At 56.0% G+C, this 14,160-nt stretch carries 12 protein-coding genes and 1 pseudogene; 11 read left to right on the top strand and 2 right to left on the bottom strand.

Translation table 11 applies throughout. The features are described from left to right. The first annotated feature begins 480 nt into the window (after positions 1-480). The 5 genes and pseudogenes from PVZ77_RS18895 (at position 481) to PVZ77_RS18875 (ending at position 4,560) form a co-directional block, all read left to right on the top strand. Positions 481-876, top strand: a complete 396-nt coding sequence (locus tag PVZ77_RS18895; protein WP_273808463.1) for a putative holin — start codon at positions 481-483, stop codon at positions 874-876. Between the two features lie 146 nt (positions 877-1,022). Then, the gene (locus PVZ77_RS18890) at positions 1,023-1,205 is read left to right on the top strand and encodes a hypothetical protein (RefSeq protein ID WP_273808464.1); all 183 of its coding nucleotides are present in this window, start codon (positions 1,023-1,025) and stop codon (positions 1,203-1,205) included. A gap of 543 nt (positions 1,206-1,748) precedes the next feature. Beyond that, positions 1,749-1,987 (top strand): annotated as a pseudogene (locus PVZ77_RS18885) (HNH endonuclease); the annotation flags it as partial. A 79-nt stretch (positions 1,988-2,066) separates the two neighbouring features. Further along, positions 2,067-2,309 carry a hypothetical protein gene (locus PVZ77_RS18880; protein ID WP_273808472.1) on the top strand — a complete coding sequence of 81 codons (243 nt, stop codon included), beginning with the start codon at positions 2,067-2,069 and terminating at the stop codon, positions 2,307-2,309. 610 nt (positions 2,310-2,919) lie between these two features. Next, a complete protein-coding gene (locus PVZ77_RS18875) occupies positions 2,920-4,560 on the top strand; it encodes a methyl-accepting chemotaxis protein (RefSeq protein WP_273808465.1) in 1,641 nt (546 codons plus the stop codon). Between the two features lie 809 nt (positions 4,561-5,369). On the opposite strand, the gene PVZ77_RS18870 is transcribed toward PVZ77_RS18875, so the two are convergent. Next, positions 5,370-5,657 carry a hypothetical protein gene (locus PVZ77_RS18870; RefSeq protein ID WP_273808466.1) on the bottom strand — a complete coding sequence of 96 codons (288 nt, stop codon included), beginning with the start codon at positions 5,655-5,657 and terminating at the stop codon, positions 5,370-5,372. A gap of 1,191 nt (positions 5,658-6,848) precedes the next feature. Beyond that, a complete protein-coding gene (locus tag PVZ77_RS18865; RefSeq protein ID WP_273808467.1) occupies positions 6,849-7,049 on the bottom strand; it encodes a hypothetical protein in 201 nt (66 codons plus the stop codon). Positions 7,050-7,961: 912 nt separating this feature from the next. Here PVZ77_RS18865 and PVZ77_RS18860 point away from each other — a divergent pair. The 6 genes from PVZ77_RS18860 to PVZ77_RS18835 form a co-directional block, all read left to right on the top strand. Then, the gene (locus PVZ77_RS18860) at positions 7,962-8,711 is read left to right on the top strand and encodes a DUF4145 domain-containing protein (RefSeq protein WP_273808468.1); all 750 of its coding nucleotides are present in this window, start codon (positions 7,962-7,964) and stop codon (positions 8,709-8,711) included. Positions 8,712-9,082: 371 nt separating this feature from the next. Continuing rightward, the gene (locus PVZ77_RS18855; RefSeq protein ID WP_273808469.1) at positions 9,083-9,634 is read left to right on the top strand and encodes a hypothetical protein; all 552 of its coding nucleotides are present in this window, start codon (positions 9,083-9,085) and stop codon (positions 9,632-9,634) included. Between the two features lie 676 nt (positions 9,635-10,310). After that, positions 10,311-10,610, top strand: a complete 300-nt coding sequence (locus PVZ77_RS18850) for a hypothetical protein (RefSeq protein WP_273808470.1) — start codon at positions 10,311-10,313, stop codon at positions 10,608-10,610. Positions 10,611-10,648: 38 nt separating this feature from the next. Then, positions 10,649-11,665 (top strand): conjugal transfer protein TraF, encoded by a 1,017-nt coding sequence (traF, locus tag PVZ77_RS18845; RefSeq protein WP_273808471.1) that lies wholly within the window; start codon positions 10,649-10,651, stop codon positions 11,663-11,665. Continuing rightward, on the top strand, positions 11,649-13,082 hold the full coding sequence (locus PVZ77_RS18840; RefSeq protein WP_273805349.1) for a conjugal transfer protein TraH: 1,434 nt from the start codon (positions 11,649-11,651) through the stop codon (positions 13,080-13,082). The genes traF and PVZ77_RS18840 overlap by 17 nt, the downstream gene beginning before the upstream one ends. Further along, the coding region (locus PVZ77_RS18835; protein WP_273808429.1) for a conjugal transfer protein TraG N-terminal domain-containing protein at positions 13,082-14,160 on the top strand (1,079 nt) is incomplete at its 3' end. The genes PVZ77_RS18840 and PVZ77_RS18835, both read left to right, overlap by 1 nt.

Raw genomic sequence — 14,160 nt, 5'->3', positions numbered from 1 at the left:
TGATCTCATCGAGTCGATGCAGCTCTCGATGATCCTGAAGCGCGTTTTCGAAGTTTGCGAGCATCGCTATCGACCGATGTGATAAATGGACCTTCGATTCTGTACGCTCTGAAACCATTGTCCTAGAGCTTTCGTCAGCGGATAGATACCGCTGGGCTCTATTGAAGGAGCCCGCTACTCAGGAGGACCGACCCTGCTCAGTCGCTAACCTGATAGCTATTTCTTCGACAAGCTCGTTCGTGCGCTGGGTGAGGCCTTCGAATTCTCGGAGGATTTCCTCCAGCCTCGGATTATCCATGCTCAATCGATGAAGCTCATCGAGCCGGGCATTGAAGTGCCGGTGTAGACGGAGCAGGTACTGCCTTGATGGGGTATCTGGTACGGGCAAGAAGCTGTCCACAAGACGCTCTCCTATGCATGTTCTAGTGTGGTTATCGCCTCGCTTATCTCATTCTTTAATGGCTCGCTAAGGCGGCCCTTTTGCATTTCTGGAGTACCGAATTAAGCGAGCCTTCATCCACGAGCATCGGGCTGGCCGGAGTCGCTGCCAGTCTGGGCCTGGGTGCCGCGTTCCCTGATCTGAATCTGGCCGCGCTAGTGGGCGCTTTTGGTGGCGCCTTCTTTTACGTGGTCTTCGCCAAGGACATGCCTTTCTTCCGTCGTGTGGGCTATCTGTTCGTAGGCTGGATCGGCGGCTACTTTGCCTCCGCTGAAGCTATCGTCCAAGGATGGACACGCACCACCGGATTGGCGGCCCTGTTCTGCGGCGCGGTGTGCGTGGTCTTCTTAGTCGGATTGGTGCAGTGGTTCGAGGCGGGCGGCGTGAAGCGAATCCTTAAGTCCTTCTTCAATCGTGCTTCGGACAAGGGGGAATAACCCATGGCCCCAATTCTGCAAGCGCTATTCTGCGCTGGCATCTTTATCATGATCGGCTTTGTGTACCGACCCGATCATGACTCACGGTATCGCTGGGTGTATCGGTAATCGCCTTCGCTCTATGCGCTGTCACCGGCATGCAGTTTATGAGCATCGCCGCCCGCATCCTGCTGGAGCATCAGCTACCAGCAGTGTCCTGGTACAACACAGCGTTCTATGGCTTGAGCCTAGCGCTGGTCGTCCAGGCTCGCGGCAACGTCGCCAAGATCTGGCCGGCCGGCTTCGAGCGCTGGGATGGCCGCACGGAAAGACGCCGGACTAATCGCTAGCCTTCTAAGCCATCGACTCGACATCTTCTGGCTACCGCGTAAAGCCATGCGGGGGAATAAGTGTGAACTGCATGCGTGTTACGCCAGCGTTGATAGCTATCTGCTCAAACGTAAGGCCGGGGACGTCCAGTCCGTTGATTATGGTCTCTCGATAGCAAATCTCAGCGTAAACGTCAGCTCGCGACAGATGCTCGCAGATAATATCAAAGCACCGCTTATCTTCTTTAAAGCAGTAGTAGATCTGATACCTGTGACCGATATGCATTCTCTTTATCATTGCCAATAAGTGAGCCGTAGAGGTGCTCGTGGTGTAAAAGCTATCATCATCACCGGTTGGTTACATAGTCATTCTGAGACCAACTGGTCGATTAGGTATTACCAATGGCGTTTGGCCATACGTGCAGTGGTGACTCGTCTTTAGTGCGGACGATGGAGACGATTGGCGTACGGTCCTCTTGATGACTGTTAACCACGCGGAGTTTTTGTGGCGCGCTTGAACTCTCTTAAAACCCCATCGGCAACCAGCCCGCCCGCGTAGCGGTGATGCAGCCGGACTCCTGGCGCTCCGATAAGCAGAGTTCCACCCAGCGCGGCTATGGCTACAAATGACAGAACGCGCGCGAGCGCCACCTGGCCGACCACCCTCTGTGTGCCTCTGCGAGCGCAGGGGCCTGATGACTGCGGACTCGGTCGTTGACCACGTCACCTTTCACCGAGGCGACATGACGCTGTTCTGGGATCAGGGCAACGGGCAGTTTATCTGCGCCTCGTGCTGGCCGAGCGCCGCCCCTATCCCCACTGCTGGCGCGTACTTTCAATCCGCTGCACAACCAGACGGAGGAGCGCGACAAGCTCAGTGGCTTGGACATCACCGGTACCAATGTCCTTACCCGGGACTTGTTCAGGCGCCTGCGGCAGCAGACCCTGACCGAAGACACTACCTTCAACTTGCAGATCAAGCTGGAAGGCGAGTTGATATCCTTCCGCGTGGGTATCATCAAATCATCCGCTGCTGCCGTAATTGGCGTTGAGGTGTGTGTCAGCGTCTCCGCAGCGGTGCCGGCTGCCGCCGACGCGCCAAGGAGGCCGACCCCATCCAACTAAAGGCCACCAGGTCCGCCGGCGATGACTGCAGGCAGCCAACCGTCTGCAGGAGGAGAGCCGGGGGGCGACCCGGCGGCGGCCGCTGTCATCATCGACAAGGAACCGGGGCTAATGGGTGGATTATCTTGGGGATGCTGGTCGCGCTTGCCAGCTCGTTGCCGAGCCTGAGCCGTGATGCGCGTGGAGGTGCAGATCTAGGTGCTGGGTCGGGCGAAGGCGCCGACGGTACCGGCCTGGGCGAGTGGAGGGGCCGCGCGGGGAAGACAACCTGGAGATGAAGGTCCGGGCGCTGCTGGCGGAGCGTCGGCAGCGGATCGGCTACGAGCGGGAGCTGGCGGTTGCGGTTGTCGGCTGCCATTAGCGAACAAAAGGGCCGTACTCCCCCCACTGCCTCCAACGCATTAAGTGAAAAGGCTTTTTGAAAAAGAGAGCACCTAGCACGTCTCCGGTGGCTACCCAGGGTCACTTAAGCAATTTCTGTAGATTAAGCCGTACCCCTCCTTTCGCAGGCGATAAGCCTTAAGATTTCCTTCCATCAGCCGACACGCAGGGATCCATGCATTCGCAAGCACTCCGCTTGCTAGCGCTATGACTTGCCACGAGGCCCTGCATGTCCTTTCTACAAGCGATGAAGCTAAAACCCAAACTGCTAATTTCTTTTGGGCTATGTGCAGCTATTACAATTGCGGTTGCGGTGCTAGGTCAAATGGGAGCCACGCAGATCTACGGATTGCTGGCTGACACAGTTTCCAACAACCTAATTTCGATTCAAAAAACTGATGCAATCAAGGCGAATGCGATTGCAAGTAACCGCGACCTGTACAAAGCCGTGGCCTTGGCGCTACGCAAAGGCCCTCCCAGTGAACTCGACGCTGTCATCGCGGCGTTTCGAGGCAATCAGGCCGATGCAGAACAGGCTTTCAAAATCTATCGGGCCACTCCGTTAGAAGACGATGAACGTGCTGCTGGCAATGAATTCGAGCGTGACTGGCCTGCCTATGTTGCCTCTGCCGAGCAGATTTTCGTGCTGCTGAAAGCCGGAGACGTCGAGCAAGCTGCATCGGCCCTAGATACTATTGCGCATCCGCTCTACAGGAAAGTCATGGGCGAAATGAAGGTCATGATTGACTCGAACACTCGCCAGGCTGGTGACGTTGCCCGTAACGGGGAGGATACAAACTACCGAGTCACGTTGGCACTGATAATCGGTGCACTAATCGCTGGATCCTGCGCACTAGTTTTGGGTTTCGTCGTGACTCGCATGATCACTCGCCCACTTCATCAGTCTGTGTTAAGCGCCAGTCGCATCGCCCAAGGTGACCTGACCCATACTATCGTCTCTACCAGCCAGGATGAAACGGGTGAGTTGCTCAAAGCGCTGTCTGATATGCAAGGTAGTCTTAGGACTACTGTCCAGCAGATAGCTGATGCCTCTCATCAGCTAGCTTCAGCCGCCGAAGAACTTAGCGCTGTCACCGAAGACAGCACCCAAGGGCTGGTACGGCAGAACGACGAAATTCAACAAGCAGCAACGGCCGTCAACCAAATGACCGCTGCGGTGGAGGAGGTAGCGCGCAACGCTGTAAGTACCTCCCAGGTTTCGAATGAGACCGCTTCAGAAGCCAGCAAAGGTCAGTATCAGGTGCAACAGGCGGTAAGTGCCATGACGACCATGAGCTCTGATATAACCCAATCCACTCAGCAGGTCGAGACTCTTGCAAGTCAGATCCATGACATCACCAAGGTGTTGGGCGTTATCCGTGAAATCGCAGAACAGACCAACTTGCTAGCATTGAATGCTGCTATCGAAGCAGCTCGTGCGGGTGAGCAAGGCCGGGGCTTTGCGGTAGTGGCTGATGAAGTGCGGGCTTTGGCTCATCGTACTCAGTCATCGACCAGTGAGATCGAGACGATGATCACGCAGGTTCGGTCAGCCGCTGACGACGCCGTGCTGTCTATGGCCAAGAGCAAATCCATGGCTCACAACACGCAGGAGTTGGCCACTGAAGCGGGTCTAGCACTAGGGCGTATTAACCACGGTGTTAGTCAGATCAATGAGCGAAATATGGTCATTGCCAGCGCTGCTGAAGAGCAAGCCCAAGTTGCTCGCGAGGTCGATCGTAACTTGACCAATATTCAAGACCTATCAACTCAAACGGCTACTGGCGCGAATCAGACTAGTTCATCCAGTCAGGAGCTTTCGCGGCTTGCTACATCGTTCGCTAGAACAGTAGCTGCGTTCAAGCTGTAACGTTAAGCTGCGATAGGCGCGCTACCTAGCGCGCAGCTCAGGCTATCACCAAGGCAGCTATGCGTTACGATTGAAGCTAGCTGTCCAAGTGCCGTGCCCTGTAAATGTGCCGGCGGTTCCGGCCTGAGATGCGGATAAGAAAGGGAGGACAACCCTGAGATAAAGGTGCAGACCTTTCTTGCGAAACATCGCTTGGCGAAAAGATAATTCAGGGCGCTAGAGGATGCAGTTGTGAGTTTTTTGTGGCGGGGTTGTAAGGCTATCAACTGGCCTGTATCGCAGCGAACAATACCGTACCCAGTCCTACGCACATTACGCTTAGCGTGAGGAAAAGGAACGGTTGCTCGCCATCTCCGCGGTCCTCATCGACCAGCCCAGATAGAGGCTGAGGCCTACCCACCTGATAATGGCCTTGATCATCGAATAGGGTCACTGTCCTTGCCAGCTGATAGCGCAACCGAACGCTCCTTTCCGGTCTCAGGCTTGAACTCTATCGTCAAACCATTCGCGCTGAGTATTGCGATAACTAATGCGGATAGCAAGGCGAATGACGCGCCACACGTCGCGATCGCGATCACCTCAATGGCTTTTTTCTTTGCACATCTACCTCCTTCGCGGAGAAAGGAATGGATGTCATTTTGACACCAATCATCAGACGATTGCGCGAAAGAGGTTGCAGATTGCACGTTGGCATCAGAGTACTAAACCCGGCGAGGCGGTTGGCTGACCGTTATCGGGGGCGGAAGGAGCAGCAGGTGGCTCAATGCCACCCACCACACTTAAGTAGTGACATGGTCGCAAGGTCCCGCCTATTTCCCTAGGGGTACCTCTGCGAGGATGGCTCTGATGCTTTCCCAGCTCATCTTCTTGCGAGGACCAAATTTGCGCCCTCGAAGGTTCATGCCGCCGGCAGCGGTTGCCCAAGCCTTGGCCACTAACAGCTCACACTGCATATCGGTGTGGTAAAGCAGGATCTCTCGCCCTGTCAGGTCGCGGATCGTTTCGCAGATTGCCTGCTTGTCCTTAGGAGATAGCTCGCCCGATTCCAGCAGCCGAGTAGCATCGATGAGGACTTCTGAGATGGCGGACTTGCGCATTCGCTTCTGGGGTAGGTAGACCGTAAAGGTGCCACCATTGGGAAAGTTTAAAAGAGCCCGGTGTGAAGCGGGCCTGGCCCAAGCCTGGCTATCGATTTGTTTAACGGGCCAGAAACCGTGAGGCGTGGGGCTACCACAACCCCAGCACGGCAGAGAGCAGCACCATACCTGTTATTGCCATTGCAGCCAACAGGATCAAAATGGCGAGCTTGAGCTCTTCGTCAGTCAATTCTTACCCTATACGCCTTGAATGGAGCGCGCACATTTCAGTAAAGAGTTCTCCTCGTCCGTTCGGTCGTCTACGCCCCGCTCTTCCAGCCGATGGATGAGCTGGGCTAGAAACCGAGGGTCTGTCCGAGCGTGAGCCATTACCATGCTCAGGTTCAGCTGCTTCAAGAGCATAACGTGGCTTTCTACTTCGTCATCGTCGGTAGCCATAGCGGCCTTTGGAATGTTGGCTGCTTGAGCCGTGGTGGGGCTCGATAGACACGAAGGGAACTGCTTAGTGCCACCGTTCCGCTTGCTAATCGGGCGTGCTCTAGGCGCAAGGAATCGATAGGGATAAATGTGTCTCATGCTACAGAGGTGGAAAAGAACAGGCCCGCGATCCTATGCAGGCCTAGGCTAAACACCCCTAAGGCACTCGAACCCAAGCGACGATACTAATGCAAATACCCGGAAAAGCCTGCTAGGTAGTGCGCATATTGGAGTATGTCAGGAGTGGGGTCGCAGCGCGCGCTCTGCAATGAGCTGCGCAAGCGCGTCTTCGATTGCGTCGGCGTTAAGCTCAAGCGTCTGCAGGTGCTGCTCGACGGCGTCACCGACCTGGACTGAGCCGCGCTCTGTCACCCAGGATGTCAGCTCCTCGATGGCAGAGCTTAGTGCGATTTGGTTTTCGTTGAGACGAAACAGAAGGGCGAGTAGGGGATCTTCCATAGCGACCTCCGAGGCAAAGGCTTAGTTTAGTCTGAGATCGCTACAGAAGGATGTGGGCAGAAATTCTCGGTGACCAGAAGCAGAAAGCCATGGGCTGTTCCTGCATCTACTTCGCCATCTCCCGGGCGTGCCTCAGCCGTTGGTTTCTCGACGATAGTTCCTTGGTTAACCTCGGGCAGCTGATCGAAAACACCAAAGGGCATTGGCGTCTGCGTGATGTCGTCAATCAGGTAGAGACGCTTGTCGTATCCAAGGTCAGCCTTTTCTACACTTGCCGAGGAAGATCATTGAGAGATCTTCGTCGTCTCGCAGCGGGCGGTGGGTATCGAGGTCCGAGCGAGCCGATCTGCCGAAGCGAAGATTGTAATCGGCCATGAGCAGCGGCAGATTAGCGTTGGCAGCCTCGACGGCGCTGATGTTCCATAATAGAAGCTCCTTGACCACGCGATCCTGCAAGGTGAGATGGGCTCGCTCGACGCGAGCCCTTTGGGCTGGCTGGAGGTAGAGTGGAAGTTATCGATATTCAGCTCGAACGTAGCCCTGGCGAACTGCGTATGGCCATCGCCGCCCTGAGCAGCCTCTCTGCTTGTTCGAAACACACTGGCCTTGTCGCTGTAGAGGGCCAAGGATTCTCGTGATGCTCCAGTTAAGCCAGGGTAGCCTGGAAGTAGCTAAAGGTCGATTCGCCGCACGTGAAAGCCAGGTGCATCAGGCGACTGGTGACATCGTCGAAGTAGACTAGCGGGGTACATGTCGGCGTGCTGTCCTCGAACCAGCGATGATCGCTGCCATCGATTTGGATCAGCTCGCCAAAGCAGGCTCGACGAGTGAGGGCTGATACACTTTGGGCGGTCGCTGCCGACGCGGCGTCCACAAGCCGGCATCCATCATGATGCGCCGAACTGTTTCCTTGGCCAGACGCAGGCCGAGGCACTCAGCAAGTTTCCCGGCCGCAAGCGTCAGACCGAAATCTTTGTAATGCTTGCGGATCAGCGCTGCGGCGCGCTGCTCGAGGCCAGGTAGCAGCTGATGATTGCTGGTCTGGCCGCGTTTAGGTGAGGTTGGCCTGAAGCGCCGGCGTCCCGGTAACGCTGCACCAGGCGGTGCACCTGCTGGCCACTCAGCTGCAGGCGTTGAGCGGCACGTGTGGGCGAAAGGAAACCCCCGGTCACTGCCTGGATGACCTTAAGGCATCAATATCTCGTACGCTCATCGTGATCCGCTCGTAGGCTGACATCCTGATCGCTCCGTATTGGCTGTTAAACCAGTAGGGTAGCTGCCTAGCTTGATCGCAACACTACTATTTAGCCGTAACATTTCAACTTCGCATAATCATAATTATGTTAAATCTGGAGGTGAGGTATTATCATGGAAAAGGGATTTCAGCTTTCTTCTTTCTCCACAACCGGTGTTCCGAAATTTCTGTGCCCTCATTGCGGTGAGGGACATTTGATCGCCAATATTGAAAATATAGTTACTAAGCAACCTGCTTTTTCACAGGGCCATCAGGATCATCAGGACTGGTCTCCAGATTGGGAGATTGAACGGTTCAGCCTGCCGTTTAAGTGCGATAAGGTGAGCTGTGGCGAGTATGCCTTCCTCATCGGTGAGACTGGCTTTGAAGAATATTATGAGGAAGAGGTCGAGACTTGGGTGCTCGCTTCTGTTTTCATACCGAAAGCTATGTTTCCAGCGCCTATGGTAATCTCCCTGCCTGAACGCACGCCTAAAAGTGTTGTATCGGAGATAGCCGCCGCTTCCAGCTTGATTTGGACTGACTTGGACGCATGTGCCAATCGATTGAGGACGGCGGTTGAACGTCTCCTCGACGATTTAAAAATTCCTAAGCGAAAAATAGTAAAGGGAAACAAAGAGGCCCGGATGGATCTGTACGAGCGTATAGAGCTTTTCGGAAAGACCCAACCAGACTATGAAGTTAGCCTTCAGGCCCTCAGGCAAGTCGGAAACCTTGGATCTCATGGGGACTCTGTGCGGCGCAATGTTTTGTCTGACGCTTTCGAGGTTTTTGAATACAGCCTTGAAGAAATGTTGGGGATGCGCAAGGCTCGAATAGATGAAATCCGGAATAAGATTATAAGCAATAAGGGAGTGTACTAAGATGTATGCCAGGAATTGAGACGGTTACTGTGTTGAGCGAGTGCATTAGCTTCGTCGGTCGGTACAGAGTTAGTCATTATCAATGTTTTTCCGTTGCTGAGGGTGGTACTTATGGAGTTGATCATTCGAAACTATGATTATGATCAATATGTGGCAACGAAACATTTTCTACGCGAAAAGATCGAAGAGGACTTCGGGTTTGCGTTAAATCACCTGAAAAGATGTGATCAACTCATATTAGAGTCCGTACAGGATGTTGTAGCAGGCGACGCGCTCGCAGCAGCGCTTCACGCCCACTCGCTTTATCTAGCCGCTTGCGATTTGGCACGCGCTGGTCATCTATCTGCCCTATTCCTTCTTTTAGAACTGCAATGGAGTCCGCGGTATACGGCTACCTTTTCGTGCGGGAAGAAGGCCTTAGCGAGACGTGGCGCAAGCAGCACCATTCTGAAGAGGATTTCGCAAGTTCGAAAACAGCTTTCACGAAAGCTATGGCGCGCTTTAGAAAGTTTTTGCAGGAGCACGATAAGAATTCCGGGGGCACTCCATATGAAGAACATATCATGGGCCTCTATGATGCAGCTATCGACTATGGAGCGCACCCAAATCCAATTGCATTAGCTAGAAACACATCAGTGAGTATCGAGGATGATAAGGAGATTTTCCGGTATAGATACTTGCAAGATGAAGTAAGTGAGATAATCAGAGGGTTGGTAGCATATTTTGACTATGGTATCGCTATAGCTGAAATAAATTACCTGTCTAAAATGCAGGCGGATCCTGGCGTTTATAATCTCGATTCAGTATTTTTGGATTTCTGTAGTGAAACGAACGCTGTTGCAGAATGTCTCAACGGCCAAGCTATCGGATTTTCTCAAAGGTACTATAATCGCGTAAATCCGGGGATTGTTCCAGGATCCTAAGCTTAAAGAGCTTGATTGCTGTTCGAGTAGATGCATTACTTAGTGGGGGTGTTGCTCGTGCCAAAGCTTGATTTGATGGTTTCTTCCGAAAGTACTCAAATTATAATCTCAGCAATACGTACGCTCACTGACGATACGGACTATGCTAGCTTTCAAGGGACTGTTAGTGCTGAAGTAAATGGCGCTAAAATCATAGATGGTGAAGTCATTGGAGTACAGCTTATGTACAATCGGCCGAACTTTGCGACCATTGATATCCACTGGGAGGATTGGGGGTATAAGAATTATAAGGACATGGGGCTCTATGGGAGGATGAATACTGAGTGGAATCGAGTTAAATCTACATCGGCGAGGTCTTTTGAGGTGTTGGGCGGTAGTTATAGAATTGAAGTCTGTTATTGAGGTGATTTGGTTTAAGCTTGTTTGATGACTTTTGCAATCAGTCATATTCTAAGACGCAAACACCTTAAGCCGAGCTTTTTTATGGTTTTATTTGACTGCCTCGCAGTTTGGTATTGCAAAGGCTTATACCGCGATCATGCAAGCGATTCGGTGCGGGTCCGAGCTCCGGGCTGTGCAAAGCATGAGAACGCGCCCACCATGGGCGCGAATTCGAGGCCACAGCCTCAAGCTACTGCATAGGATTTCATCATTCAGCAGGTTGGAATGATGAATCATGCTTCATCCCTATAGCTCCAGCGTAATCCCTTCCACGTCCTCGACTGGCGATGCTTGCCATGTCGAGCCGAGCCCAACTCAGGTTCGTCTTGCGGCCGCCTACGGCAAGGCGATGACGCCCGAGCAGATCGCCAAAGAGCTGGAGTACAGCGCAACCTACGTGGCGAAGAAGATCGGTGCCGCTGGCTACGAGCACCTGCCCTGGGTAAAGGCGATCGCCCCTCACCGGCGAAAACGCGGCCTGCGCTGGGTCTACGCCACCGAAGCCGTCGCGAAGTACCTGGACACTCCTCAATGAAGCGGACCGTGCACATAGCGTTGGTCAGCGCTCTGTGGGTGGGCCTGGCTCACGGCCAGGCCGGTGCTCCGGATTCTGCTGCCCCGGGCACGAAAGAATCTTTCGCTGCACCTGGTAGCGAGAGCTTCTACCGCGGAAAGGCGGAGGGCTGGTTCTGGTACAAGGACCCGCCCGAGGACGAGCCTGAGCTCGAGGTGAAAGCGCCGCTTCCTCCTCCACCGCCACCTGCGCCGATGCAAAAGGCCGAGGCGCCGGCGGCGCCTGCAGCGACTCCTGGCCCCGAGCTGTTCAGCGTCGCCTGGATCCGCGACAACCTGCCCAAGTACCGCGATCGCGCGATCGACAATCCCACCGATGCCAACGTGCAGGCCTACTACTACCTGCAGCGCGTGATGATGGACAAGTCGTCCAAATTTTCCGAGCGCTCTAGCCAGGTGATCATGCGTGACCCGTTCCTGGACGAGGACAGCCGGCGTCCGGTGGCCACCTACGCTGCCAATGCGCTCAATCGGGAAGTCTCGAACAACCGGGACAAGGTGCTCAAGGGCCTGGCCAACAAGGTCGGCCTGTTCTTCTTCTTCAAGGGCAACTGCGTGCTCTGCGCTGAGCAGGCAGCCGTGCTGCAGTCCCTTACGGCGGCCACCGGTATCCGGATCATCCCGGTCTCGCTGGACGGCGCGCCCCTCGACAATGGGTTGTTCGCGAACTACCGCACGGACGATGGCCAGGCCAAGAAGCTCGAGGTCTATCAGGCCCCTGCCCTCGCCCTGGCGATCCCGCCGGGCCGCACCGAAATCGTCGGCTACGGCGCCATCACCTTGGACGTGCTGTTCAACCGGGTCCTGATCGCTGCGCGCGAAGCCTCGCTCATCGACCAGAAGACCTTCGCCTCCACGCAGCCTTTCTTCGACAACGGCCTGCTGACCCTCGAGGACAACGACGGGCTCAGCCAAGACCAGATCGACCAGGACCCCGCCGCATTCGTTGAGAGCATGCGCCGCAAGCTCGCCCGCAAGACCATAGATGGAGAGGTGCCCCATGAGGCGCAGCAGTAAGCAGTCGTTGTGCGCAGCCGTGCTGGTTGCGGCCCTCGCCCCCCTGGGCGCCTACGCCAACATCGAGAGCCAGCTGGACTCGATGTTTAACTCGATGTCCAACAGCACCGACCCGGGTATGTACCAGACGGCGACCCGGGGCGTGGTCAGCGGTGGCTCGATGCGGATCCGGAATCAGATCGCAACGGCGCCGGTGGTCTCCTTCCGACCGCCCTCCTTCCAGGCCGGCTGCGGCGGCATCGACATGTTCGCCGGCTCCTTCTCGTTCATCAACGCGCAGCAGTTCGTTCAGTCGCTGCGCTCCATCGCCTCCAACTCGGTCGGCGTAGCGTCGGGCTATGCATTCAAGCTGGCGCTCAAGGCCATGGGGCCTACGGTGGAGAACACCATCGCCAACCTGCAGGAGACGATGCAGGACCTCAACGGCCTCATGTCCAATAGCTGCCAGCTCGCCCAGGGCCTGGTGACGGACGCGTTCTCCGCGTTCGAGGGCAAGGACAACATGCAGACGGCCACGGGGAACACCGTGAAAGGCCTTGCTGACAGCTTCGGCTCGCTGTTCTCCGGCAGCACCAACTCGAAGTCGCCGACGGAAGAAAAGAGCAAGGCCGGCAACTTCGTCAGTTGCGAGGACACCGGCAACGTCGTCTGGTGCGCCATGCAGCAGTACAACAGCCAGCAGTTCTTCAAGTACGGATCTCAGCAGACCGACGAGATGATCATGTCCTTCACCGGCTCGGTCGTCATCACCGGTCTGGTGGACGCGGCCGATGGCAAGGGGCAGGTCCCCGAGACGAAGCCGGTGATGCCCACCGGCATCGCGCTGCAGGACATCATCGAGGGCCAGAAGACCGAGACGGTGCAGATCTACTCGTGCGGCGGAGACAAGGCCGCGTGCCTTACGCCCAGCACTCAGTCGATCGCTTTCGACGGCTTGGCGGAGAAGATCATCAAAGGATTCAACGGCTCGACGAGCTCCGTCGGGATCGTGAACAAGTGGGCGACCAATACAGGGACGTTCACCAACGATGAGCAAGCCATCCTCAACATGATGCAGAAGCCGGGCTTTGCCGGGATGGTCCAGCGCCTGTCGCAGGGTAGCGAATCGATGGCCCGCGGCTTCGTTTCTGCCCACGCGAAGATGCTCGCGCTCGAAGGCGCGTATTCGCTGGTGAAGTCCTACATCGACACGGCTGAGACAGTGATCACCCGCAGCAAGATGGTCGACAAGCTAGGCAAACCTGCCGGCGAATTTATCGGTACCGCACGGGATCGTCTGGTACAGGAGCACCAGGCGCTACTGAGCCGCTACGGCAACGAAAACGACCTGGTCCTCGATTACGAGGCGCGCATGAAGGTGCTGCCCACGCCCGCCGCATTCATCAACGTCGAAAAACCTGTGCAGGGAGCTCAGTAATGGAGTTCTCGATCTACTCGGTCGGTTCGGCGACCTACCTCGAAAGCATCCTCAACGCGGTGGCCATGATCTCGGGATCGGGCAGCATCGAATCGTTGGCCAAGGTCGGTCTGTTGATCGGCACCCTCTTCCTCGGCTTCCAAGCGGTATTCAAGAACCAGGCTATCCCTTTCCAGCAGGTGGGCGTGGCCCTGATCCTGTACATGGCGCTCTACGGCCCCACCGGCCGGGCGGTCGTGGAAGACGTTTATGACGGCACAGTCGTGGTCGTCGACAACGTGCCGATCGGACCGCTGTTCGTAGGATCCGTGGTGTCCAACATTGGCTACAAGCTGACCAGGGAGATGGAGCAGGCCTTTTCCACACCGGCCATGACCACCTACGGGTTCGCCGACCCCCTCACGACCTTGATGAAGGTGCGCGGCGCCACCCGCAATGTCTTGGCGATGCCGTCTGTGATGGGTGACACCCGGGCCGGCGGAGACTTCGTACGGTCGTGGATGACCTATATCAAGGAATGCACCCTGGTTGGGGTGGGCCGCAACGTGGCCGCCTACGGGACACTGATGCGAAGCAACAACCCCGTCGATGCCATGAGGTTCGAAAGCCAGGTATACGGGACCGAAATCTTTGAGGGCAACACCGGCGTTGGTACCTATTACACCTGCTCCGAAGCGCACACCCGGCTCAAAGCCCTCAGCGCTTCCACGCAGAGCGGCATCATGGATGATGTGGCGAAGCTGGCGTTCCAGAAGCCCGGCAAGACCGTCACCGGTGACGATGTCACCACCCGGGTGGACGACGCGCTGCGCGGCTTGAATCTCCAAGTGGCAGACGCTCGTGCCTTCACCATGGCCTCCGTGCTGCTGCCGATCTTCGAGCGAGCGCCGGCACAGAAGGCCCTCGAGGATCAGCAAGGCGCATACGCCATCATGCTCAGCCAGGCCCAGGCGCAGCAAGCCACTCAGTGGGCTGCCGAAGGCTCGATGTTCACGCGCTACGTCCGGCCGTTCCTCACGTTCTTCGAAGGCCTCATCTACGCCATCACCCCGATGATGGCGTTCCTCCTGGTGATGGG

Origin of the sequence: Pseudomonas sp. SHLD1 (assembly GCF_028640935.1) — a bacterium.
In the GTDB taxonomy this organism is placed as follows: domain Bacteria; phylum Pseudomonadota; class Gammaproteobacteria; order Pseudomonadales; family Pseudomonadaceae; genus Chryseomonas; species Chryseomonas aestiva.
The sequence above is the reverse complement of the archived record's forward strand: the minus strand, read 5'-3'. Positions and strand labels throughout refer to the sequence as shown.

Coding starts and splice junctions, on each gene's coding strand:
- PVZ77_RS18855 (WP_273808469.1), top strand. CDS start 9,083: ATGGAGTCCGCGGTATACGGCTACCTTTTCGTGCGGGAAGAAGGCCTT.
- PVZ77_RS18875 (WP_273808465.1), top strand. CDS start 2,920: ATGTCCTTTCTACAAGCGATGAAGCTAAAACCCAAACTGCTAATTTCT.
- PVZ77_RS18860 (WP_273808468.1), top strand. CDS start 7,962: ATGGAAAAGGGATTTCAGCTTTCTTCTTTCTCCACAACCGGTGTTCCG.
- PVZ77_RS18870 (WP_273808466.1), bottom strand. CDS start 5,657: ATGCGCAAGTCCGCCATCTCAGAAGTCCTCATCGATGCTACTCGGCTG.
- PVZ77_RS18890 (WP_273808464.1), top strand. CDS start 1,023: ATGAGCATCGCCGCCCGCATCCTGCTGGAGCATCAGCTACCAGCAGTG.
- PVZ77_RS18850 (WP_273808470.1), top strand. CDS start 10,311: ATGCTTCATCCCTATAGCTCCAGCGTAATCCCTTCCACGTCCTCGACT.
- PVZ77_RS18840 (WP_273805349.1), top strand. CDS start 11,649: ATGAGGCGCAGCAGTAAGCAGTCGTTGTGCGCAGCCGTGCTGGTTGCG.